The organism is Salinispora pacifica DSM 45544, assembly GCF_000378845.1.
In the GTDB taxonomy this organism is placed as follows: domain Bacteria; phylum Actinomycetota; class Actinomycetes; order Mycobacteriales; family Micromonosporaceae; genus Micromonospora; species Micromonospora pacifica.
Map to the genome: position 1 here is coordinate 246,135 of NZ_KB905359.1, position 22,634 is coordinate 268,768.

Genomic DNA, 22,634 nt, shown 5'->3' on the forward strand with positions numbered 1-22,634 from the left:
AGATTTAGAACGCGTTCTAGCATAACGGAGGAGGCCTGAATGAGCGAGGCATACCTTGTCGACGCGGTGCGTAGCCCGGTGGGGCGGCGCGGTGGTGGGCTGGCCGGGGTGCACCCCGCAGACCTCGGCGGTCAGGTCATCGCGTCCCTACTGGACCGGGTGGGGGTTGACCCGGCCACGATTGACGACGTCGTCCTCGGCTGCGTGGACACCCTCGGGCCCCAGTCCGGTGACATCGCCCGGACGGCTTGGCTGGCGGCTGGCCTACCGGAGGAGGTGCCCGGGGTTACCGTCGACCGACAGTGTGGCTCGTCCCAACAGGCGGTGCACTTCGCCGCCCAGGCTGTTCTGGCCGGCACCGCAGACCTGGTGGTCGCCGGTGGGGTGCAGAGCATGAGTCAGGTGCCGATCGCGAGTGCGATGGCCCCACACGGCCCGTACGCCGGCTCCGTCGGGTGGGCGGCTCGCTATGGCGAGGAAGAGATCTCCCAGTTCCGCAGCGCAGACCTCATCGCCGCCCGATGGGGGATCACTCGTCCCGAGCTGGAACAGTACGCGTTGCTCAGTCACCAGCGGGCGGTCCGCGCCCGGGAGGCGGGACGGTTCGCCGCTGAGATCGTGCCCTGCGCCGGCTGCACGGTCGACGAGTGCCCGCGACCGGATACCTCCCTGGCAGCGATGGCCACCCTTGCCCCACTACGTCCCGACGGGACGACCACGGCGGCTCTCGCCAGCCAACTCGCCGACGCGGCCAGCGTCGTGCTGGTCGCCTCCGAGCGGGGACTTCGGGTGCACGGGCTGTCGCCCCGGGCCCGCGTCCACCATCTCAGCGCCCGGGGCGACGACCCGGTGCTGATGTTGACCGCGCCGATCCGGGCAACTGAGGTCGCATTGCGGCGGGCCGGGATGACGCTCGACCAGATTGACCTGATCGAGATCAACGAGGCGTTCGCCAGCGTAGTGCTCGCCTGGCTGCGCGAAACCGGTGCGGAGCTGGAACGGGTCAATGTCAACGGTGGGGCGATCGCCCTTGGGCATCCGCTCGGTGCGACCGGCGCACGGCTGATGACCACCCTGCTGCACGAGCTGGATCGCTCCGGCGGCCGGTACGGGTTGCAGACGATGTGCGAGGGGGGCGGCCAGGCGAACGTCACCGTCATTGAGCGGTTGTAAGCCGGCCGAGGCAGCCATCTGCCTCGGCCATGATCCGGTCGATGAGCTCCGCGCACGAGGGCAGGTCGTTGATGAGCCCCACCACCTGCCCGGCAGACATCACCCCGAGGTCGGCCCGGCCGTCCACCATCGCCGCCCGGAGGAGGACCGGGGTGTTGGCGGCCATCAGGGTCTGGGACCAGGAGAGTTCGCGGCTGTGTCGGGTGGCGAGACCATCCTGAATCAGCGTCGACCAGGGCATTGCGGTGTGTCGGCGCAGCGCGAGGGCCCGCCCGAGCGCGCTGGCCAGGGTGCGGATCCGGCCCGATCGTTCGAGCCGGTCCACGAACCGGGTCCGGAGAACCCGGTGCGGTACGCCGTCGACCCGCGTGGTGACCACCGTGTCGGTGGGGCCGCTGTCGAGATAGGTTTGTTTCACCGCTGATCCGACCGGGCTGTCGCTGGTCAACAGGAACCGGGTACCCATGGCGATTCCCGCCGCCCCGTAGGCGAGGGCCGAGACCAGGCCGCGGCCGTCGAAGAAGCCACCCGCCGCGACCACCGGAATGTCGACCGCGTCCACCACCTGGGGCAGGAGCAGGCTGGTGGGCACCGTCCCCGTGTGCCCACCACCTTCGCCCCCCTGAACCAGGACGGCGTCCGCCCCCCAGCCGGCCACCTTCTCCGCGTGCCGGAGGGCGCCGACGGACGGGATGGTGATGACCCCGGCGTCGCGGAGTTGACGGATGAGGTCGCGGCGCGGTGCGAGCGCGAACGAGACGACCCGAACCGACTCCGCGATGACCAACTCGACCCGCTCCCGCACGTCCGTCGCGTCTGCGCGCAGGTTGACGCCGAACGGCGCGGAGGTACACCGACGCACCTGGTGGATCGCGGAGCGCAACTCGTCGAGGTTCATCGTGGCCGAGGCGATGATGCCGAGGCCGCCGGCCCGGGCTGTCGCCGCGGTCAACCCGGCACCGGAGACATAGCCCATGCCGGTCTGGACGATGGGGTACCGGACGCCGACCAACTCAGTCAACTGGGTGCGCAGTGCCGGGTGCATGGTGGGCTCCCTGTCGTTGCCGGGCAGGAACGGCCGGACGGGCGTCGGGGATTCACCGCTCCAGCTCGTGATCTCGTAACCCAGCCGGATCCAGTCGATCGCGGATGAGTCGCAGCTCGTGATCGCTGGGGGTCCTGGTCTCCGGTAGTTGAGCCGGCAGCTGCACCGGGAAGCCGGTCGCGGCCACGACCTCGTCCACGCTGACGCCGGGGTGTACCGAGCGCAACCGCATCCCCCGATCTGGTGACCGGAAGTCGAGGACCGCCTTGTCCGTCACCACCATCCGGATCTCGTGGAACCGGTTGCCTGGGGGACCGAGGGCGGCGGCCCGGTCGTAGCCGATGCCGGAGACCATGTCGACCCGGTCCACGAAGACGCGCCGACTGTGGCGGGGCACCCAGTAGCTGGTGGGATGGTTGATGGTGTTCCCCGGGGCGCCGCGCACCCCCAGCAACTGGGCGGTGGGCTGTGCCCAGGAGCCGATGCAGGAGATGTTCTGGTTGCCGTGCCGGTCCAGCTGGCTGGCCCCCATCATCACGTGGCGACGACCGGCGGCGGCGATACCGAGCACCGCGCGGTAGGGCAGCCACCCCTCGGCCCCGTCGTCGCCGACCAACGCGGCCTCGCCGTCGCTGAGCACCAGGTCGGGAGCGAAGGTGCAGCGGGCCAACTGGGCGCCCAACCGGGGGATCAGTCCGATCCCGCTGGCCAGGATCTCGCCATCGCCCCGCCACGCCTCGGCGCAGGCGACGATGCAGACCTCGACGCGGCTGGCCCCGGTCACGACACGGCTCGCTGGTAGTGGGCCTCATCCACATCGAGGTAGCGAGCCCGGAACCGGCTCCAGGCCTGCGGGCTGGCAGCGGATTCCGCGTACTCACGCTGGAACGCCTCGTCGCGGTCGTAGTCCGGCACGCAGCTGGTGAAGTGCGCGCCATGTGGGGTCTCGAGGACGCCGTTGACCATCATGCGACTGACCAGGAGGCTCTGTGCCGGACCGCCGGAGCGCAGCTCGGCCGGGTCGACCAACCGCTCGCAGGAGATGAAGCTCCGGGCGGCGGCGAGGCAGAAGAGGTCGTCGAAGTACGGGTCCGGACCCAGGTACTGCCCATTGCCCTGGCGGTCGGCCCGGTTCAGGTGTACGAACGCGACATCCAGGGTGAGGGCCGGCATCGCCACCAGCTCCTCGCCGTCGGAGTAGGGGGACCGCACGGTACGGAGCTCGGGGTTCACCCGCAGGACATCGGAGCCCAGCCCGGCGCGGATCGGCAGGTAGGGAAGCCGCCGTGCGGCGGCGAGCAGTCCCCAGTGCAGCATTCCCTCGTCCAACTCGGTCAGCTCGACGGTACCCAGCTGCCGGGCTCGTCGAAAGTGGGGCTCGAGGGGGATGCTGTCGAGGGAGACGAACCCGGTCACCACTCGCCGCACCCGCCCCGCCGCCACCAACAGGCCGATGTCAGGTCCGCCATAGGACACGATGGTGAGATCGGTCAGGGCGGACCGGACGATGGCCCGAACCAGCGCCATCGGCTTCCGTCGTGACCCCCAACCTCCGATGCCGATCGTCATACCGGAGCGCAGCTCGCCGACCACCTCCGCGATGCTCACTACCTTGTCGGCCATGGGTCAGGCCACCCTCCCTCGTCGGTCCGTCAGTGCTTGCCTCGGTCGAAGAAGCTCTGTCTGGCCCGGTCGGACACGCCCGCGAGGTTCAGTTCGTAGGTGAAGCCCTGCTCGTAGCGGTAGGACCGGCGGAGGTCAATAGGGTCGATCCCGTTGAGGGACTCCTTTGCCCGGCGAATGATGACCGGGTCCTTGGCCGCGATCTCCTCGGCCACCCGGCGAGCCGTGGCCGCCAGTCGTTCCCGTGGCACCACGTCGAGCACCGACCCGAAGTCCCGCAGCTGGGGCGCGGTGATCTGTCGGCAGGTGTAGACCATCGCCCGCATGAGCTGCTGCGGCACCAGTCGGGACAGGTGTGTCGCTGCGCCCAAGGCGCCCCGGTCCACCTCCGGTAGCCCGAAGGTGGCATCGTCGGCGGCCACCACGATGTCGGCGGTGCCGGCGAGGCCGACACCGCCGCCGAGGCAGAACCCGTGGACGGCTGCCACGACCGGCACCGGACACTCGTAGACGGCGGCGAAGGCGGCATAGCAGCCCCGGTTGACCCCGATCAGCGCCGCGTGGTCGGTGCTGTGCTGGAGTTCCTTGAGGTCCACACCGGCACAGAAACCTCGCCCCTCGGCGCTGAGGATCACGGCCGACGTGGTGGGGCTGGCCGCAGCGGTGTGGATGGCATCGGCCAGTGCGAACCAGTCGTCGCTAGCCAGGGCGTTGACCGGGGGGATGGCGATGACCACCTCGCTGATCCGTTCGTCGCCGCGAATGTCGATGCCCATCGTTGACTTCCTCCAGCTCCACCGGATGCTCCGGAACGGAGGCCACCGCATGCTCCGCAACGGATAGCGACACGCGTGGCCATCCCCGAACGCCGTCCACACCGCCGTGCTACCTAGCGCTTGCTTGGCAGAATCTATCACGAAGCCGAGCTGTGTATCGATGCCTGACCCGGAGCCTGGCAGTGCACACGCGTTCGGCGTATCCTGCCGAGAAATAGAACGAGTTATACCTGGTCGGCTGTGGAGGTGGGCATGGTTCTCTCGATTAGGGCACGACGGGACGCGGTGGGACTGACCCGGGGGGAACTGCTCCTTGCCGGTGACTGGCGGCCGTCGCGGGACGACCGGACGTGGGTGCACCTACATCCGGCGACGGGTGAGGAGGTGGGGGAGTTCGCGGTCGCGGACGGCGCCGACGTGGACACCGCCGTCCGAGCCGCCCGAACCGCATTCGACGAGGGGCCCTGGCCCCACAGCCGGGCGAAGGAGCGCATCCGGGTGCTGCGGCGGACCGCTGACCTCATCCGGGAGCACGCCGATGAACTGCTTGCGCTCCAGGCGCTCGACAACAGCGTTCCGTTGAGCTTTGGCGACGCCTATGCGGTGTCGGCCGAGTGCGCGGCCGACATTTTTGATCACCACGCGGGCTGGGTCGACAAACTGGCTGGTGAAACGCTGTCGCCCTACCAGGGGGGTGATCACATGGTGTTCACCCTGCGCGAGCCGATCGGGGTGGTGGCGGCGGTCATCCCATGGAATGCGCCCCTCCTGCTGGCGGCGCAGAAGCTCGCGCCGGCGTTGGCCACCGGGTGCACCGTGGTGCTGAAGCCGTCGGAGTACGCGACCTTCGCCGTACTGCGACTGGTGCGGATTCTAGAGGAGGCGGGCGTACCGCCGGGTGTGCTCAATGTGGTGACCGGGCCCGGGGAGACCACCGGCGAGGCGCTGGTTACCCACCCGCTGGTAGACAAGATCACCTTTACCGGTAGCCGTGCGGTCGGCCGGCGCATCCTGCATGCGGCGGCGGACAGGATCACCAGAGTGAGTCTGGAACTCGGGGGAAAGAGCCCGTCGATTGTCTTCGCCGATGCCGACATCTACGCCGCGGCGGCACTGACCATGGGAACGGTCACGGTGGGCCTGTCGGGCCAGGTCTGCGTGGCCCATACCCGCGCGCTGGTCCAGCGGGAGGTCTACGACGACTTCCTGTCAGTCGCCGCCGGTGCAACCGCCCTGGTGAACTACGGAGATCCCTTCGACGCCGAGACCACCGCCTCGCCGCTGATCAACCCGCGGCAGCTGGACCGGGTGCTCGGCTATGTCGGGAAGGGGCAGGCGGAGGGGGCCCGCCTGGTCTGCGGCGGTGAACGGGTTGGCGGAGAGCTGGCTGCCGGCAACTTCGTGACGCCGGCACTCTTCGCCGACGTGACCAGCGACATGGCCATCGCCCGGGAGGAGATCTTCGGCCCGGTGCTCGGGGTGACGCCGTTCACCGACGAACAGGAGGCGGTACGCCTGGCGAACGACACCGAGTACGGACTCGCCGCCACGGTGTGGACCAGCGATGTGAAGCGGGCCATGCGGCTGACCCGAGCCGTGCGAGCCGGAACCGTCGGTGTCAATGGTTACCAGGTAGAGCCGCACGCGGCCTTCGGCGGATTCGGCCAGTCCGGTCTCGGTCGGGAGGGCGGGCGCGGCTCGGCGGAGTCATTCACCGAGGTGAAGACCGTCCTCCTGCCTACCACGGATGAGCTCATGTAGGGGGCGGGCGTCGTCGCCGACCCGGTGGGGTGTCCTGACCGGTGACCGGTGACCGGTGACCGGTGACCGGTGACCGGCGGCCGGCGGCAGTTGCTGCGGCGGGAGGCGGCGGCGAAACCGTCGGTCGCCGCCGCTCTGCCGCACCCCGGGGTTGGCTACCGGCCCTCGCCGAACGTGGTCGCCGCCAGCGGCAGGGTGGCCTCGCAGGCGTAGCCCGCTCCGGAGGCCTGCTCGCCGAAGAGAGGTCCCAGGGCGTCGTGGAGGGCGGTGGGCGACCAGGACTCGCCATTGGTGTGGAAACTTGCCCGGACGCTGGGTGGGGCCAGCACCGCGGCCACGCCCCCGTGGATCACGAAGACCTCGCCGTTGATCGGATCTCCGGCCGGACTGGCGAGATACCGCACGAGCGGCGCGACGTGCGTCGGGGACAACGGATCGGTCGCGTCCTTGGGGGAGGGTCCCATGAGCTCGCTGGTCATCGCCGTGCGCGCCCGTGGGCAGATGGCGTTGGCCCGGACACCGTACCGGGCGCAGCTCCGCGCGGTCGCGACGGTGAGCGCCACAACGCCGGCTTTCGCGGCGGCGTAGTTTGGCTGGCCGGGCGAGCCGAGCAGGAACGCCTCGGAGGAGGTGTTGATGATCCGGCCGTAGGCCGGGGTGCCGAGCGCCTTGCTGCGTTCGCGCCAGTAGGCGGTGGCGAAGCGGGTGGTGACGAAGTGGCCTCGCAGGTGCACCCGTAGGACGAGGTCCCACTCCTGCGCCGACATCGTGAAGACCATTCGATCGCGGAGGACGCCGGCGTTGTTGACCAGGATGTCCAGTCGGCCGTACGTGTCGAGGGCGGCGTTCAGGAGGGACTCACCGGTGGACCAGTCGCCGATGTCACCCGTGCACACCGTCGCCTCGCCGCCCACCGCCGCGATCTCGGCGGCCACCGCCGTGACGGCGTCGCCGGGAAGGTCGTTGAGGATGAGCCGGGCTCCGCCTGCCGCCAGCTCGAGGGCTTCTGCGCGCCCCAAACCGTTACCCGCCCCGGTCACGATCGCGACCGTGCCATCCAGTGTGAACTGCTGATCTGTCATTGGTGCTCCCTCGTCCGCGGGCAGTCGGTGGCTCCGCCGGGCACATTGGTGACCAATCGCTTGCTTGGGAGCGTATCAGCTTCTCGTTGGCTTCGCCCGAGGAGAGCGGCCGGCCGGTGACCCCCCAGCCGACCTGCTCTCCGGGGCGAGAATGCCGTCGAAGATCAGGCGAAGGACCGCGTCGGCGATCTGGTCGGCAGTCCAGCCGTTGCTACCGTTCTGCCCCCACCGTGTCGGTATCCATAACACGTCTCGCAGTAGTCGGTAGGTCAGCTTGGCGTCCAGATCGGAGCGGAAAAGTCCGCTCTGCTTTCCCCGCTCCAACTGGTCCACCCACAGGTGCTCGATCTCCCGGGTGGCGTCGCGCAGATAGTCGAAGCGGGGTACGGCACGGAAGTGGTTCCAGTCGTTCTGCAGCATGGTCAGGGCGGCGCGGTGTCGAGCCAGCGTCGCCGCGCTGGAGCGTACGAACTGCTCGATCGTGCGGCGTGGGTCGTCCGTGTCGGCGACTGCCTCGCGGTAGCCGGTGAGCACCTCGTTGAGGAAACCGGAGAGGAGTTCGTCCCCGATCGACTCCTTGGAGTCGAAGTGGTGGTAGAGGCTGCCGGAGAGGATGCCGGCCGCGTCGGCGATCTCCCGCACGGTGGTGGCTCGGAAGCCCTTCTCGGCGAACAGTTCCCCGGCCAGGCGTACGAGGTGGGTGCGACGCTCCGAGGGCAGGCCCGCGCTGCTGGCTTTCTTTGTGGTCACGGGTCGAATTATGCCGGTCGCCCCGGCTGCGCCCCAGCCGCTTGCCCGGGCCCTTGTCGACCCCTAGGCTAGAACAGGTTTCACTTTCGGAGGTGATTTCGTGCGCGCGGCGATCTTTCACACGGTGGGTGACGACAAGGTCGAGATTCGCGATGACGTGACGGTGCTCGGGCCGGGCGCGGGGGAGGTCCGGATCCGGGTTCGAGCGGCCGGGGTGTGTCACTCCGACCGCTCAACGCGCGAGGGGGTGCTGCCACACCCGATGCCCGTGGTGCTGGGGCACGAGGCATCCGGCGACGTCGTCGCGGTCGGCGATGGCGTGGACGACCTGGCCGAGGGGGACCGGGTCGTGGTCAACTGGCTACCCGCGTGTGGGTCCTGCCCCTCCTGCGCGCGCGGAGAGCCCTACCTGTGCTTGACCAGTGTGCTGGCCGGCTACGCCCAGCCGCGCTTCCTGGCCGGCGAGACCCCGGTCTTCGCGATGGCCGGGTGTGGCGCCTTCGCCGAAGAGATCGTTATTCCCCGGGCCGGCGCCGTGAAGGTGGCCCCCGATGTGCCGTACGAGGTGGCCGCGCTGGTCGGCTGTGGCGTGATGACCGGCGTCGGCGCCGTGATCAACACGGCCCGGGTCGAGCCCGGTGCCGCCGTCGCGGTGATCGGCTGCGGCGGCGTGGGTATTGCTGCGATCCAGGGCGCGCGGCTCGCCGGTGCCGCCGTCATCGTCGCGGTCGACACGGTCGAGGCCAAACAGCAGACCGCGTTGCGCTTCGGGGCAACCCACGGGTGTGGCCCGGAGGTTTTGGGTGAGCTGTCAGCTCAGCTCACCGATGGCGAGGGATTCGACACCGTCTTCGACGTGGTGGCGGTGCCGCAGACGCTACGTGCGGCGTGGACTGCGGCACGTCGGGGTGGGGCGGTGGTGGTCGTGGGCGCCGGTCGCTCCGATCAGCAGGTCGCCTTCAGTCCCTTCGAGCTGTTGTTCGAGGGGAAGAGCATCACTTCCTCGCTCTACGGCGCGTCGCAGGCGCCGCGAGACTTTGACCGGATGTTTGACCTCTGGCGGGCCGGTCGACTCGACCTGAGTGCGATGATCACGCACCGGCTGCGGCTGGAGGAGGTCGGGGACGCCCTCGCCGCTCTCGGTCGCGGGGACGTGATTCGGCAGGTCATCTGTTACGACGGTGTCAGTTGACCGTCGGTGTGGATTGACTTCGTGACTCCGGTGGCCCACCGCCGCGGCGGCGCGGGCCGCAGTCAGGTGGGCCAACCGGGGTCGGGTGATCGGCTGGACGGGTGCTCAGCCCACCACGTCAGCGATCTGGCGTAGCTGCTGGGCATTGCCCTGGACAAGCAGCGTGGTGACCACGGTCTCGCGCCACCGCTGCAACTCGTCGCGGACCTTGGCGACCGGGCCGATCAGGGCGATGTCCTCCACCAGCGCGGTCGGCACGGCGGCGATGGCCCGCTTCTTGTCGCCCGCCAGGTACGCCTCGGTGATCACCTCGCACTCCTTCTCGTAGCCGAGGCGGGCGAAGACATCCCGGTGGAAGTTGACTGACTTGGCTCCCATGCCGCCCACGTAGAGCGCGACGAAGGGTCGGAGCCGGTCCGCCGCCCGCTCGATGTCGTCGTGGACGACGATCGGTACGGTCGCGGCGACCTCGAATGTGTCGAGGTCGCGGCGGGCGCCGGGGCGGGCGAAGCCCTCGGCCAGCGCGGCCCGATAGAAGCTGTCCGCCTTGGGGGAGAAGAATATCGGGAGCCAGCCATCGGCGATCTCGGCGGCCAGGGCGACGTTCTTCGGCCCCTCGGCGCCGAGGAAGATCGGGATGTCGGCGCGCAGCGGGTGGACGGTGGACTTCAGCGGCTTACCCAGCCCGGTGCCGCCGGGATGCGGTAGTTGGAAGAAGTCACCGTCGTACGTGACCGGCTCGGACCGGGCGAGGACGGCACGGATGATTTCGATGTACTCCCGGGTGCGGGCCAGCGGACGCGGGTACGGCTGGCCGTACCACCCCTCCACGACCTGCGGGCCGGAGACGCCGAGCCCGAGGACGAAGCGGCCGCCGGAGAGGTGGTCGAGGGTGAGCGCGGCCATCGCCGCGGCGGTCGGAGTACGGGCCGACATCTGCATGATGTTGGTGCCCAGGCGGACGGTGGAGGTGCTCGCTCCCCACCACGCCAGTGGGGTGAGGCAGTCCGATCCGTATGCCTCGGCGGCCCAGACGGAGTCGAAGCCGAGTCGGTCGGCCTCGGCGATGGCCGCGGTGACGCCCTCGGGCGGCCCGGAGGACCAGTAGCCGGTCGTGTAGCCAAGCTTCATGGGGGTGTCCTTCCAGGTGCCCGGGAGTCCCGGGTGCGGGAGAAGCCGGTGGTGCCGTCTCGTTCGGCGTGGTGACGGTCGGCAGGGTGCCGGTGGGCAGGATCGACGGTCGGGAGGACTGCCGCCGGTATTCCTCAACAGGAATAGTCATATCATTGAGTATGGTTCGGGGGAAGGGTCGGTGACGCGGTGCTGGCCCGCCAAGACTCTGTCCTCACCCGGAGCGGGAGGTGTGGCGATGGCGCTGCGGCACGCGGTGTTGGCGGTGCTGCTCGATGGGGAGTACAGCGGCTACCAGCTAGCCAAAATCTTCGATGTTTCCTGCTCCAACTTCTGGTACGCGGTACCCCAGCAGCTCTACGCCGAGTTGACCAAGCTGGAACGGGCGGGGTTGATCACCGGTCGCCAGGTGATCCAGCACGACCGCCCCAACAAGCGGCTGTTCACGGTCACCCCCGCCGGCCTCGCCGAACTGGCCACCTTCGCCGCCGTGCCGTCGAAGCCGTCGTCGATCCGGGAGGACCTGCTCGTCATGGTCCAGGCCGTGGACCGACTCGACCCGGCACCGGTCATCGCCCAGCTTGAGGAGCGGGCGGTCATCGCCGCCGCCAAGGTGGAACTCTTCGACCGGATGCTCCGGCAACTGCGCGGTGACCTGACCGAGGAGATGTTCCTGCGCGAGAGCAACCGGATCGGGCCGTACCTCACCTGCCTGCGGGGGCGTCGCTTCGAGCAGGAAAATCGCGAGTGGTGTGTCCAGGTGGCGGCCCTGCTCCGCGCTCGTGCTCCAGTATCGCGCTGACCCGCCAGCGCCGGGTTGCCCCCGCCCGGCCACCAGCACGCGGCGGGGCGTCGCCGGTCGGTCAGCCACGCCGGGCGGTATTCGACCAAGCCGGCGTGCCGGGGCAGTGTGGCGTGGAATGGTGAGAGCCATGAAGCGGGACCGGGACGAGGTGTTCGTCGAGTACACAAAGTCGATCTGCCCGGTCTGCAAGGTCGTTGTCGACGGACAGGTCAACCTCCGCGACGACAAGGTCTACCTGCGTAAGCGCTGTCCGGAGCACGGCCAGTTCGAGGCGTTGGTGTACGGCGACGCGCGGATGTATCTCGACAGCGCCCGATTCAACAAGCCCGGCACGATCCCGTTGACCTTCCAGACCGAGGTGCGCGACGGCTGCCCGGCGGACTGTGGGCTGTGTCCGGAACACAAGCAGCACGCCTGTCTGGGCATTATCGAGGTCAACACCGGCTGTAACCTCGACTGCCCGATCTGCTTCGCCGACTCCGGCCACCAGCCCGACGGGTACGCCATCAGCCTCGAGCAATGTGAGCGGATGCTCGACGTCTTCGTGGCGAGTGAGGGCGAGGCCGAGGTGGTGATGTTCTCCGGCGGAGAGCCCACCATCCACCGGCAGATCCTGGACTTCGTGGACGCCGCACAGGCCCGTCCGATTCAGGCGGTCAACCTGAACACCAACGGAATCCGGCTCGCCAGCGACCGGGCGTTCGTGGCAGCGCTCGGCGAGCGCAACCGTCCCGGCCGCGCGGTCAACATCTACCTGCAGTTCGATGGGTTCGACGAGCGAACACACCGGGAGATCCGGGGTCGGGACCTGCGTGGGATCAAGCAGCGCGCGTTGGACAACTGCGCCGAGGTCGGCCTGACCGTCACCCTGGTCGCCGCGGTGGAACGGGGGCTCAACGAGCACGAACTCGGCGCCATCATCAGCCACGGCCTGGCGCACCCGGCGGTGCGGAGCGTCTCGTTCCAACCGGTCACCCACTCCGGCCGACACACGCCCTTCGACCCGCTGACCCGGCTGACCAACTCCGACATCATTCACCTCGTCGCGCGGCAGCGGCCCGACTGGTTCCGGGCCGAGGACTTCTTCCCGGTGCCGTGCTGCTTCCCGACCTGCCGGTCGATCACCTATCTGCTCACCTCGGGCACGCCCGGCACCGAGGAATTCGCGGTGGTGCCGATTCCCCGGCTGCTGGATGTGGCGGACCACCTCGACTACGTCACCAATCGGGTGGTGCCGGACCCCGCTGTCCGGGAAGCGTTGGAGAAGCTGTGGTCGGCGTCGGCATTCATGGGCACCGACACGACCAACGTGCGCCTCGCCCAGACCGCCGCGGCGCTGGACTGTGCCGACGCCTGTGGTGTCAACCTACCCGAGGCGGTGGCGAACCTGACCGACCGAGCCTTCATGATCGTGATCCAGGACTTCCAGGACCCGTACACCCTCAATGTGCGGCAGCTGATGAAGTGTTGCGTCGAGGAGATCACTCCGGACGGCAGACTGATCCCGTTCTGCGCCTACAACTCGGTCGGCTACCGGGAACAGGTCCGCGAGCAGATGTCCGGGGTGCCGGTCGCCGACGTGGTGCCCAACGCACTCGCACTCCGCTCGATGATCACTGACTCTCCGTACGGGTCGAAGGTCGCCCAGCACCCCGACGGCGTCGCCGCCGTACGGCGGGTGGCGCGGGACGCCACCAACGTCGGGCGGCGGATCCGGTGACAAGGAGTGAGCCCGCGGCGGATCCGAAGGGCTGCTGCGCCGCGGTCTACGGTTCGGACCTGCTCGCCCTGCTCCTCGGCGAGGCGTACCATCCCGGCGGGGCGTCGCTGACCCGCCGACTCGCCGCCCGACTAGCGCTGGCCAGCGGGGAACGCGTACTCGATGTGGCGAGCGGACGGGGTACCAGCGCGCTGCTGCTGGCAGCCGAGTACGGCTGCACGGTGACCGGTGTGGACCTCGCCGGCTCCAACGTCGAGGCGGCTACCCGGGTGACCCGGTCCGTTGGGCTCGCCGACCAGGTGCGGTTCCGGCGGGGAGACGCCGAGCGGCTCGCTGTCGACTCGCACTCGGTGGACGTGGTGGTCTGCGAATGCGCCTTCTGCACCTTCCCCGACAAGCCCACCGCAGCGGGGGAACTGGCCCGGGTGCTGGTCCCGGGCGGTCAACTCGGGTTGGCCGATGTGGTCGCCGTCCCCGACCGGCTGCCCCCCGAGTTGACCGGGTTGGGAGCGTGGATCGCCTGCGTTGCCGATGCGCGTCCCCTCGATGAGTACGTCGCCCTGCTGGCTGGCGCGGGGTTGACGACAACCCACACCGAACGGCACGACTCTGCGGTCACCACGATGATCGACCAGATCGAGGCGCGCCTGACCGTGCTGCGGCTGACCGCCGCGGATCAGGCGGCGGCGCTCGGCCTGGACTTCGCCCGGGCCCCGGCGGTCTTGGCCGCGGCCCGGGCCGCGGTCGCCGACGGTGTGCTCGGCTACGCCCTCCTGACCGCCAGGAAACCGGGCTCTGGCCCGGGCTGAAGCTCCCGGCCCGTGGGCCCAGCGTGGCGTCCGATTCGCCGCAGTCGGCGGAGACGCGTAGCGATTGGCGCGAATCAACAGCTTGCCGTCCGGGCGGGTGCCCGATAGCCTCTCGCCGTCAAGGTGCACGGGAAGCCGGTGGAAGACCGGCGCGGCCCTCGCCACTGTGACCGGGTAGTGATCTCTGACTGTGCCACTGGGCCCCACCAGGCCTGGGAAGGCTGGAGTGAACGTCGATCCGGAAGCCAGGAGACCGGCCTTGACACGGATCTCATCCACGAGGTGCTGGAAGGGAAGGTCGTTCGATGCATATCGCCGAGGGGTATCTCCCTCCGGAACAAGCGGCGGCGTGGTTCGTCGTGTCCGCGCCATTCGTCGTCCACGGGAGCCGGGCCCTGGTCCGGCAGGTCCGTGCAGATCCAGACTCGAAACTGCTGCTCGGGGCGGCCGGTGCCTTCACCTTCGCGCTGTCCGCATTGAAGATCCCGTCGGTGACCGGGTCGAGTTCCCACCCGACCGGCACCGGGCTGGGGGCGGTGCTGTTCCGACCGCCGGTGATGAGCGTGCTGGGCGGCATCGTGCTGCTGTTCCAGGCGCTGCTGCTGGCCCACGGCGGGCTGAGCACGTTGGGCGCGAACATCTTCTCGATGGCGATCGTCGGCCCGTGGGTGGCGTATGGGAGCTATACCGTGGTCCGTCGCGCTGGCGGCGGACTGGGTCCGGCGGTGTTCGCCGCTGCGGCCCTGGGCAGCCTGGCGACGTACGGTGTCACCGTCGCCCAGCTGGCCCTGGCGTTCCCCGACCCGGTCTCCGGCGTCGGCGGTGCGCTGGCGAAGTTCGGCGGGATCTTCGCCGTGACCCAGATTCCGTTGGCGATCAGCGAGGGACTACTGACCGTTCTGGTGGTCCGCCTGCTGAGTCGGACCAGCGGGGACGACCTGCGTCGGCTCGGCCTGCTGCGCCCGGCGGCGGAGGTACGGGCATGAGGCGCTTCTCCTGGGTGAACCTGCTGTTGCTGCTCGCGGTGCTACTCCTGGCGGTGGTGCCGCTGGCGCTCGGCCTCGGGTCGGGGGAGGAGCCCTTCTCCGGCGCGGACGCCGTCGCCGAGCAGGCCATTGTGGATGACCACCCGGACTACCAGCCGTGGTTCTCGCCGATCTACGAGCCGCCGTCGGCCGAGCTGGAGTCGGCGTTCTTCGCCCTTCAGGCCGCGCTCGGCGCCGGCCTGCTCGGCTACTACTTCGGTGTTGCCCGGACCCGGCAGCGGCAGCGCGACGCCGTCGATCGGCAGCGCGGTTAGCGTGTTCGCCCTCGACATCGCCGCCCACACCGGTCCCTGGCGAGGTCGGCACCCCGCCGAGAAGGCGCTGCTCGCGCTCGGGCTGCTGGTCTGCGCGGTGGCCCTGCCCACCTGGCCCGCCGCGCTCCTGTCCGGCGGCGCCGCGGCGGTGCTGCTGGCCGCCGCACGGGTGCCACTGGTCGTGGTGCTGCGGGCGGGCCGGGTGCCGCTGCTCTTCGTGGCCACGTCAACGGTCCCGTTGCTGGTGTCGATGCCGGCTCCGGCGCGCCTGGCCATCGACCCCGCCGGCCTGCCGCTGGCGGCACAGACCGCGGGCCGATCCGTGGCGGCGTTGACCTGCCTGCTGCTGTTCACCGCCACCACCCCGTTGTCGGATGTCCTGCCACGACTGCACCGGCTGGGGGTCCCCCCGGCGGTCACCGAGGTTGCCGCGCTGACGTACCGGATGCTCTTCCTGCTGGTGGAGAGCGTGGGTGCGGTCCGCCAGGCGCAGGCGGCCCGGCTTGGCTTCCGTACCTGGCGGACCGCCTACCGGTCGCTGGCCGGACAGGCGGGGGCGGTGTTCGTTCGGGCGTTGCACCGGGCGCGGCGGCTGGAGGAGGGACTGGCGGTACGGGGCTACACCGGGTCACTCGCCGTGCAGGTGGCGGCCCACCGGGTGTCGGTGCCGTTCGTCGCGGCGACCACGGTGTTGCTCGGCGCGATTGTCACGGTCAGCACCGGGTTGGTGTCTCCTTGGTGAACGCCTCGCTGTTGGAGTTCGATGAGGTGGGCTTCGCCTACCAGCCGGGTCGGTCGATCCTGACCGGGGTCAATCTTCGGATCGACCCCGGTCAGCGGCTGGCCGTACTGGGCCCGAACGGCGGCGGCAAGACGACGCTGTTCCGACTGGCGGCCGGCGCGCTGCGGCCCGCCACGGGCCAGATCGTCCTCGCCGGCACCCAGGTGCGACACACCCGGGCCGGCCTTCGGGAGCTGCGGCAGCAGGTGCAGCTGGTGGTGCAGGACCCAGACGACCAGCTCTTCTCCGCCAACGTCTGGCAGGACGTCTCCTTCGGGCCGGTCAACCTGGGGCTCCCGGCCGCGCAGGTGCGGCGGCGCTGCGATGCGGCGCTGTCGGCGCTCGGTGTGTCGGCGCTCGCCGAGCGACCCACCCATCTACTCTCCTACGGCCAGCGCAAGCGGGTGGCCATCGCCGGTGCGGTCGCGATGCACCCACGGCTGCTCATTCTCGACGAACCCACCGCCGGGCTCGACCCGGCCGGGGTGGAAGCACTGCTGCGCACCCTGGACGACCTGCACACCGCGGGTACGACGGTGGTGCTCTCCACGCACGATGTCGACCTCGCCTTCCGCTGGGCGGAAGCGGTGGCGGTGGTCTCCGGCGGTGGCGTGCGGACCGTAGCCACGGCGGACGGCCTTGCCGATGGGGGCCTGCTCGCGGCGGCACACCTGGTGCCGGCCTGGGCGCCGCTGGTGCACCGGCTCCTGGACCGGATTCCGGAGCTGGCGGGGGCCCGTCCGCGGGCGGTGACCGAACTCGCCGCGCTGCTCAACGATGCCGCGGCGGACGATCGGTGATCGCCGCAACGCAACGCGACGCGCGGCGTGGCCGTGGCAACGGCCACGCCGCCCGCCTGTGGCAGCGGTGCTCATCCCGCTGGGACAGCGGCGCCGACGGGTGCCGGGCGGTGCTCGGCGCCGCCCGGCACCCGTTGGTCAGGCCGTGCCGCGTCGGCGGCGTAGTAGCACCAGGCCCCCGGCTACCAGGACCAACAAGACTCCGCCGCCGATCACCGTCGCCGTGCCGATCCCGCCGCCGTCATTGTCGGTCGCCGCCACCGGGCTGGCCGTCGCGGGCTCCGTCGGCGGTGTGGTGGGCTCGGCCGCGGGGGACGACCCCGCCGGCGTCGGAGCTGGCGCCTCGGCGCCAGCGGGGTCGGCGACGGTGAACGCGTACGAGCCCTGGACCGGGTGCCCGTCGGCGGAGACTACCCGGTACGCGACGGTGTAGGTGCCGTTCGCCAGAGCTCCGTCGATGCTTATCGTGCCCTTTGCCCCGGTGACCACGGGTTCACCGGTCGGGACCTTCTGCTCCGCAGCGTCGGAGAGGACGATGGTGGTGAACGCCGGATCCAGCTTCTGGAGGAATTCCAGTGTGATTTCGGTCGGCGCCTTGTCCAGCTCGGCGTTCTTGGCCGGTGTGGTGGTCTTCAGGGAATTGTGCGCGGCAGCCGGCGCGGCCGGTACGAGCAGCAGCGCGGCGGCGGCGAGGACGGCGGCGAGGAAGCCGGCGGGTCTCGGGCGGGTGTTGGTCCGCATGGTTCTCCTGTCGAGGTCAGCCGAGCAGTTGCTGGCCGATCCAGCCGCCTTCGGGGCAGCCGGGTGGGATCGCGAAGACGGCGGAGCCGATCGGGGTGGTCCACTCGTTGAGTAGGTCCCGCTCGGCCAGCCGTCGTTGGATGGGTAGGAACTGACGGGTGATGTCGGCCTGGTACGAGGCGAAGATCAGGCCGCTGTCCGCAGTGCCGTCGGCGCTGGGCACGCCGTCGTAATTGTAGGGGCGGCGCAGAATCCGGAGCCGGTCCTCGGTGACGTGGGAGCGGGTCAGGTGCGAGAAGTCCGGGATGACGGTGAGCCCGCCCGATCCGAGGGCGTCGAAGTCGGGCTCGTCGTGTTCGTCCGTGCCGGTCAGCGGCGCGCCGGTGTCGAGCTGGCGGCCGACGGACAACTCTCGGTCGGTGCGGCCGAGGAGATCCCACGTCTCCAGGTTCATGCTGATCCGCCGGACGACCAGGGTGGTGCTGTCGCGCAGCCAGGTCGGCCCGTCCGGTACCCACACCGCGGTCTCCAGGGGAGCGCCCGGCTTCGGGTTGGCGGTGCCGTCGAGTTGGCCGAAGAGGTTGCGCTGGGTGCGCCCCGGCTCGGACCCGGCCGCGCGTCGGAAGCCTTGCTGTACCCAGGCGACGGTGGCGAAGGGGCGGCTGTCCTTCACCAACACCCGCTGGGCGTGCGCGACGGTCAGCGGGTCGTCGGCGCAGATCTGCAGCAGCAGATCCCCGCCGGACCAGTGGGGGGAGAGCCGGTCGATGCGGAACGCCGGGAGGGCGGCCACCGATGGTGGCCGCCGCTCGTCGGCGTTGGCCGCCTGGTAGAAACCGGGGCCGAAGCCGAAGGTCACCGTCAGCCGGGCCGGCAGCAGCCCGAGCTCCGGCTCGGTGTCGGCCAGGGCGGGACGGCCCTGGGTGAGGCGGGCGGCGTCGTCGGAGAGCAGTCGCAGCATTCGCCCCAGCGCCTCCCGGTCCGTCTCCGGCCGGAGGGCGAGCGCGACGAACGCCGCGTGTGCCTGCGGTTCGGTGGCGACCCCCGCCTGGCGGGTCCCGTGGAATGGTTCGATGGCGAGCCCGATCTCCGCCACCGGCGTCAGCTCGGCGGGGCGGGTCGCGGGGTCGTCGGAGGGGCTAACGGCGGTGACGGCCACGGTGGCGCCGAGCGCGCCACCGGCAGCCAGGGCACCGCCCGCGAGTAGACCGCGCCGGCTCACCGCGCGGGGGCCGCTCCCAGTCACGACGCTGCGCTGGGGCTCATGGACATGTCCGGCATGCTGTGCTCGGGGTCGTAGCTCTCCTCAGCACCGGTGAACGGCTTCGCCACCGCCGTGAAGGACTGGGTCCGCCCGTCGGCGAAGGCGAGGGTGAAGGTCAGCTCATCCCCGGCCTGCACCGGCTGCTGCAGGTCCAGCAGCATGAGGTGGTCGCCGCCGGGCTCCAGCAGGTGGCTGCTCTTCGCCTTGATCACGATGCCGCCCTTCTTGGCCTGCATGACCATCTCGCCATCCTTCATGGCCATCTCATGCAGCTCCATCGGCGACACCTCTGTGCTGACGCCGGTCAGGGTAACGTCGGCGTCGCTCTCGTTCACCAGGGTGGCGAACGCCGCGGTCATCCCTTTGTCGGCGGCCTTCACCCACGGGTCGTTGATCCCGATCACGCCGGCGGGGGCATCCGCCGCCGGAGCGGCCGTCTCCGACGGGGTTGGGTTGGTCGTTGACGAGCCGCTGGATGAGCCACAACCGGCCATGGCGGCGGTCAGCAGGGCAGCGGCGACCAGGGCGGCCGGGCGTAGGCGCCGATCGGTGACGTTGCTTGGCATGTAGGACCTCTCTGAGTTCGGTGTCGACTGTTGGTCGGTTCGGCAGGGCGGGAAAGTTCCCGATGATTCGGTTAGCGACATCACCGGTATCGGGACGCTCAGGCCGCCGCGTTGTCCCGATGGCACGCCGAACCCGGAACCGGCGGGGGCACGAGCCGCAGCCCCGGCGGGGGCGGCTCATCCTCGGCCCGGATCCGCCAGCGGGGACGATCAGCACGGAGGTCGGTGGGCGGGCCGTCCGGGTGTAGACCCGGCCGAGACATGGCCACGACGATCGCATAGCCGACGAAGAGGAATCCGTGACTGACCAGCCGGGCGGTCTCCACCCGGCCGGTCATCAGGTCGTTGACCGACAGGAGCACCAGCGTGCCGACGAAGGCGCTCAACATGGGCAGCAGCCCGGTCGGCGGGGTGCGGCGGGCGGCCACGAACAGGAACCCGGCACCGACGGCGATGTTCCACGCCGCTGCCTCGTGCCACAGGTGGCCCGAGGCCAGCGGTCCGCCGGCGTGGATGTGCGGGCCTGCCGCCGCCTGACCGACCTGGGTCAGACCCAGCAGGACCTGCAGCGCGCCGGTCAGCCCGAGCGTTGCGCGCAGGGCGATCACCAGCCGCTGTCGCCACGGCGGCCGCGTCGTTGACCCTGCCGGGGCTGCCGGGGCTGCCGGGGCTGCCGGGGCTGCGGCCAGGATCACATCGGTGAGGTCGGGGCCGAGCACGCTGACCGACAGCCGGGCCCGGCGGGTGATCGCCGCGGCCTGGTCGAACCACGTCCGGCACCCACCACAGCTGGCCAGGTGGGAGTCGGCTGCCGCCCGCTCAGCCGGGGTCTCCTCCCCGTCCAACTGCGCCGACAACACCTCGCGCCACTGCTCACACCCCATGTACCGGTAGTCGGACCGGCGCCGGCGTTGGTTCCCGTGCGGGACGGGAGGTCTTCAGCCGGTTGCGGTGTGCCGGGCCGACTCGCCGGAGCGGGCCTGTAGTGCGACGACCAGGTCTGCCCGAGCCCGGGACACCCGTGACCTGATCGTCCCGACCGGGCAGCCGCACACCTGTGCGGCCTCGGCGTAGGAGAGGCCGAGAACCTGGGTGACGACGAAGGCCTCCCGGCGGTCGGTCGGCAGCGCCGCGATGACCTGCTCCAGGGCGACCTGCCGGTCGAAGCCGCTCTCGTCGGCGTCGGTGATGTCGTGGGAGTCGGTCATCGGGACCGTCCGCGGACGGGACGTGGCGGTCCGCACGTGGTCCACCGCGACCCGCCGGGCGATGCTGAACAGCCAGGTGCGCGCGGAGGAGCGCCCGGCGAATGAGGGAAGCGACCGCAGCGCGCGTAGGTAGGTCTCCTGCGTCAGGTCATCCGCCTCGGCTGGGGAGATCAGGGCGGCCAGGAAGCGCCGGACCTGTTGCTGGGTCGCCCGGATGAAGGCGGCGGCAGCCGCCTGGTCACCGCCTCCTGCCTGGAGAGCCCACGAGGTGACGTCGGTGTCGTCGGTCACGGTGGGTACCTCCGGGTCGCCGTTCGGAGCGAACGACGGGCACTAAATGCCCGTACGAGACGGCTGAGCATCGTGCTGAACGGTAGCGTACGACCTTCCCGGCGCGCCGGGCTCTCGCCGGTTCTGGGCCGCCAACTGTTGTGGATCATCTCGCGGCGGTGGTTCCCGCCTCCCGGGCAGCCCGGCCCATCCGGGTGACGGCGTCGGTGAGGATGCCGGGGGAGGTGGCGAAGTTCAGCCGGACCCGGCCCGCACCACCGGTGCCGAAGGCGTGCCCGGAACTGAGGGCCACCCGCGCGCGTTCCAGGAACAGCTGGGCCGGATCGGTGCTGACCTCGTCGGACGCGCTGTCGGGTGGAGCACTGTGTGGGCTGAGACGCCGGCAGTCCAGCCAGGCCAGGTAGGTGCCTTCGGGGCGGTGATAGCCGACGGTGGGCAGGTGCTCGGCCAGTAGGGACTCCAGTCGGGTGCGGTTGGCGTCTAGGCCGCGGAGGAGACGGTCGAGCCACTCCCCGCCGGCCCGGAGGGCGGCCGTCTGCGCGACCACACCCAGGTGGCTCGGGCCGTGGCTGACCTCTTCCGGCATTCGGGCCAGCTCGGCCGCGGCGCGTGGTCCCGCGATCGCGAGTGCCGCCTTCACGCCGGCGAGGTTCCACGCCTTGGAGCCGGAGGTGACCGCGAAGGCATTCTGGGCGCCGGTCACGGTCAGGTACGGGGTGACGGCTACCCCCGGCAGCGCCAGCGGAGCGTGGATCTCGTCGGAGATCACCCGTACGCCGTGCCGGTCGGCCAACTCGGCGACGGCCTCGAGTTCCGCGCGGCGATGTACCACCCCGGTGGGGTTGTGCGGGTTGCACAGCAGGAAGGCCGGCCGCTTGCTGCGGGCCCGGGCCCGCCGGAATGCCTCTCCGAGGGCGGCGAGCTCGATCCGTAGGTCGGCCCCGAGCGGAGCCTCGACGACCTGCCGTCCGGCGTGCCGGGCGAACGCGTAGAAGGGCGGATAGACGGGGGAGCAGACAACCACGGTGTCGCCGGGGTCGGTGACCAGCCGGAGCACCTCGACGATGCCCAGCATCACGTCGGGTACCACCGCGGTTCGGCCGGGGGAGAAGTCGGTCCAGCCCCAGCGCTCGGCGGCGAACTCGCCGAACGCCTCCGCGTACCCGTTTGGGTGGGCGTAGCCGGTGTCGCCGAGTGCGATGGCGTGCTGTAGCGCGTCGGTGACGGCGGGTGCGAGGGGGACATCCATCTCCGCCACCCAGAGCGGAAGCACGTCCGGGGCGTAGCTGCCCCACTTCACGCTGGTGCGTCGCCGGAGCTGTTCCAGCGTGAGCTGGGTGAGCGGGTTCGGTACGGCGGTGGGGTGATCGTCGGAGGGCGTGGAGCGGGACATCCGCCCACCCTAGGGCGTCCGGCGGCGGGCGGGACTCTCACTGGTCGCCGGGGCTGGACCGTACGCCTCGGCCCGGTATGCGCTTGCCCCGCATTGAACGACTGTTTAATCTATCGGGGTGGCATCCGACGGCGGCATTGTCGAGACCCAGATTGGTGGCTTCGTCACCACGGGTCCGCGCCGCGGTGCCCCCATCGCATCGGGTCTGCGCCGTGGTGCCGCCGGGATCGCATCGGGTCCGCGCGGCGGTGCCGCCGGGATCACGGCGCCGGCCCTCGAACGGTTCACCCAGGGGCTGCACGTCGATCGCTCAATGCTGGATGACTATCTGATGTACGTCCCGGACCCGCCGGCGGCGAGCGACGCAGCAGGCACTGCGTACCGGCTGTCACGCCCCCCGGCGTGAATCTTCTCCGCGGCGGC

General features: G+C 70.4%; 24 protein-coding genes and 1 riboswitch. Of the genes, 11 read left to right on the forward strand and 13 right to left on the reverse strand.

The genetic code is table 11. The features are described from left to right. Positions 1-39 precede the first annotated feature (39 nt). Positions 40-1,173: an acetyl-CoA C-acetyltransferase gene (locus SALPAC3_RS0100995; RefSeq protein WP_018219400.1), complete on the forward strand. Its 1,134-nt coding sequence runs from the start codon at positions 40-42 to the stop codon at positions 1,171-1,173. Here the strand turns inward: SALPAC3_RS0100995 and SALPAC3_RS0101000 are convergent. The 4 genes from SALPAC3_RS0101000 to SALPAC3_RS0101015 are packed head-to-tail and all read right to left on the reverse strand — an operon-like array spanning position 1,157 to position 4,617. After that, on the reverse strand, positions 1,157-2,218 hold the full coding sequence (locus tag SALPAC3_RS0101000) for an NAD(P)H-dependent flavin oxidoreductase (RefSeq protein ID WP_018219401.1): 1,062 nt from the start codon (positions 2,216-2,218) through the stop codon (positions 1,157-1,159). The genes SALPAC3_RS0100995 and SALPAC3_RS0101000 overlap by 17 nt on opposite strands. A 52-nt stretch (positions 2,219-2,270) precedes the next feature. After that, entirely contained in the window at positions 2,271-3,002 is a 732-nt protein-coding gene (locus SALPAC3_RS0101005; protein ID WP_018219402.1) for a CoA-transferase subunit beta, read from the reverse strand. Next, positions 2,999-3,841 (reverse strand): CoA transferase subunit A, encoded by an 843-nt coding sequence (locus SALPAC3_RS0101010; RefSeq protein WP_018219403.1) that lies wholly within the window; start codon positions 3,839-3,841, stop codon positions 2,999-3,001. The genes SALPAC3_RS0101005 and SALPAC3_RS0101010 overlap by 4 nt, the downstream gene beginning before the upstream one ends. 29 nt (positions 3,842-3,870) lie before the next feature. Then, positions 3,871-4,617, reverse strand: a complete 747-nt coding sequence (locus SALPAC3_RS0101015) for an enoyl-CoA hydratase family protein (protein WP_018219404.1) — start codon at positions 4,615-4,617, stop codon at positions 3,871-3,873. Between the two features lie 252 nt (positions 4,618-4,869). On the opposite strand from SALPAC3_RS0101015, the gene SALPAC3_RS0101020 reads away from it, so the two are divergent. After that, the gene (locus tag SALPAC3_RS0101020; RefSeq protein WP_026185128.1) at positions 4,870-6,378 is read left to right on the forward strand and encodes an aldehyde dehydrogenase family protein; all 1,509 of its coding nucleotides are present in this window, start codon (positions 4,870-4,872) and stop codon (positions 6,376-6,378) included. Between the two features lie 155 nt (positions 6,379-6,533). Here SALPAC3_RS0101020 and SALPAC3_RS0101025 read toward each other — a convergent pair whose 3' ends face one another. Together SALPAC3_RS0101025 and SALPAC3_RS0101030 are read right to left on the reverse strand one after the other, a co-directional pair. Beyond that, a complete protein-coding gene (locus SALPAC3_RS0101025) occupies positions 6,534-7,460 on the reverse strand; it encodes an SDR family NAD(P)-dependent oxidoreductase (protein WP_018219406.1) in 927 nt (308 codons plus the stop codon). A 75-nt stretch (positions 7,461-7,535) separates the two neighbouring features. Continuing rightward, the gene (locus SALPAC3_RS0101030) at positions 7,536-8,210 is read right to left on the reverse strand and encodes a TetR/AcrR family transcriptional regulator (protein ID WP_018219407.1); all 675 of its coding nucleotides are present in this window, start codon (positions 8,208-8,210) and stop codon (positions 7,536-7,538) included. A 100-nt stretch (positions 8,211-8,310) separates the two neighbouring features. Between SALPAC3_RS0101030 and SALPAC3_RS0101035 the strand changes: the two genes are divergently transcribed. Then, the gene (locus tag SALPAC3_RS0101035) at positions 8,311-9,402 is read left to right on the forward strand and encodes a Zn-dependent alcohol dehydrogenase (protein WP_018219408.1); all 1,092 of its coding nucleotides are present in this window, start codon (positions 8,311-8,313) and stop codon (positions 9,400-9,402) included. Between the two features lie 105 nt (positions 9,403-9,507). Here the strand turns inward: SALPAC3_RS0101035 and SALPAC3_RS0101040 are convergent, their stop codons facing one another. Next, positions 9,508-10,533 (reverse strand): LLM class F420-dependent oxidoreductase, encoded by a 1,026-nt coding sequence (locus SALPAC3_RS0101040; protein ID WP_018219409.1) that lies wholly within the window; start codon positions 10,531-10,533, stop codon positions 9,508-9,510. 238 nt (positions 10,534-10,771) lie between these two features. On the opposite strand from SALPAC3_RS0101040, the gene SALPAC3_RS0101045 reads away from it, so the two are divergent. From SALPAC3_RS0101045 to SALPAC3_RS0101075, 7 genes are all read left to right on the forward strand, one after another. Next, positions 10,772-11,335: a PadR family transcriptional regulator gene (locus tag SALPAC3_RS0101045; protein WP_018219410.1), complete on the forward strand. Its 564-nt coding sequence runs from the start codon at positions 10,772-10,774 to the stop codon at positions 11,333-11,335. Positions 11,336-11,465: 130 nt separating this feature from the next. Then, entirely contained in the window at positions 11,466-13,058 is a 1,593-nt protein-coding gene (locus tag SALPAC3_RS0101050; protein WP_018219411.1) for a radical SAM protein, read from the forward strand. Beyond that, complete coding sequence (locus tag SALPAC3_RS0101055) at positions 13,055-13,867, forward strand: class I SAM-dependent methyltransferase (protein WP_018219412.1); 813 nt, start codon at positions 13,055-13,057, stop codon at positions 13,865-13,867. The genes SALPAC3_RS0101050 and SALPAC3_RS0101055 overlap by 4 nt, the downstream gene beginning before the upstream one ends. A 104-nt stretch (positions 13,868-13,971) precedes the next feature. Beyond that, positions 13,972-14,143, forward strand: a riboswitch (cobalamin riboswitch). Positions 14,144-14,172: 29 nt separating this feature from the next. Further along, entirely contained in the window at positions 14,173-14,853 is a 681-nt protein-coding gene (locus SALPAC3_RS0101060) for an energy-coupling factor ABC transporter permease (protein WP_018219413.1), read from the forward strand. Further along, entirely contained in the window at positions 14,850-15,167 is a 318-nt protein-coding gene (locus tag SALPAC3_RS0101065; RefSeq protein ID WP_018219414.1) for an energy-coupling factor ABC transporter substrate-binding protein, read from the forward strand. Before SALPAC3_RS0101060 ends, SALPAC3_RS0101065 begins: the two co-directional genes overlap by 4 nt. Before the next feature lies 1 nt (position 15,168). Next, positions 15,169-15,909 (forward strand): cobalt ECF transporter T component CbiQ, encoded by a 741-nt coding sequence (cbiQ, locus tag SALPAC3_RS0101070; protein WP_018219415.1) that lies wholly within the window; start codon positions 15,169-15,171, stop codon positions 15,907-15,909. Next, positions 15,906-16,748: an energy-coupling factor ABC transporter ATP-binding protein gene (locus tag SALPAC3_RS0101075; protein ID WP_018219416.1), complete on the forward strand. Its 843-nt coding sequence runs from the start codon at positions 15,906-15,908 to the stop codon at positions 16,746-16,748. Before cbiQ ends, SALPAC3_RS0101075 begins: the two co-directional genes overlap by 4 nt. 138 nt (positions 16,749-16,886) lie before the next feature. On the opposite strand, the gene SALPAC3_RS0101080 is transcribed toward SALPAC3_RS0101075, so the two are convergent. From SALPAC3_RS0101080 to SALPAC3_RS25200, 6 genes are all read right to left on the reverse strand, one after another. Beyond that, positions 16,887-17,489 (reverse strand): copper resistance CopC family protein, encoded by a 603-nt coding sequence (locus SALPAC3_RS0101080; protein WP_018219417.1) that lies wholly within the window; start codon positions 17,487-17,489, stop codon positions 16,887-16,889. Positions 17,490-17,505: 16 nt separating this feature from the next. Further along, positions 17,506-18,735 carry a Dyp-type peroxidase gene (locus SALPAC3_RS0101085; protein WP_026185129.1) on the reverse strand — a complete coding sequence of 410 codons (1,230 nt, stop codon included), beginning with the start codon at positions 18,733-18,735 and terminating at the stop codon, positions 17,506-17,508. Next, positions 18,732-19,319 carry a copper chaperone PCu(A)C gene (locus SALPAC3_RS0101090; protein ID WP_018219419.1) on the reverse strand — a complete coding sequence of 196 codons (588 nt, stop codon included), beginning with the start codon at positions 19,317-19,319 and terminating at the stop codon, positions 18,732-18,734. Before SALPAC3_RS0101090 ends, SALPAC3_RS0101085 begins: the two co-directional genes overlap by 4 nt. A 98-nt stretch (positions 19,320-19,417) precedes the next feature. After that, on the reverse strand, positions 19,418-20,203 hold the full coding sequence (locus SALPAC3_RS0101095; RefSeq protein WP_018219420.1) for a zf-HC2 domain-containing protein: 786 nt from the start codon (positions 20,201-20,203) through the stop codon (positions 19,418-19,420). Between the two features lie 54 nt (positions 20,204-20,257). Then, entirely contained in the window at positions 20,258-20,818 is a 561-nt protein-coding gene (locus tag SALPAC3_RS0101100; RefSeq protein ID WP_018219421.1) for a sigma-70 family RNA polymerase sigma factor, read from the reverse strand. Positions 20,819-20,963: 145 nt separating this feature from the next. After that, complete coding sequence (locus tag SALPAC3_RS25200) at positions 20,964-22,211, reverse strand: MalY/PatB family protein (protein ID WP_018219422.1); 1,248 nt, start codon at positions 22,209-22,211, stop codon at positions 20,964-20,966. Positions 22,212-22,329: 118 nt separating this feature from the next. Between SALPAC3_RS25200 and SALPAC3_RS0101110 the strand changes: the two genes are divergently transcribed. Beyond that, on the forward strand, positions 22,330-22,617 hold the full coding sequence (locus tag SALPAC3_RS0101110; protein WP_018219423.1) for a hypothetical protein: 288 nt from the start codon (positions 22,330-22,332) through the stop codon (positions 22,615-22,617). Positions 22,618-22,634 lie beyond the last annotated feature (17 nt).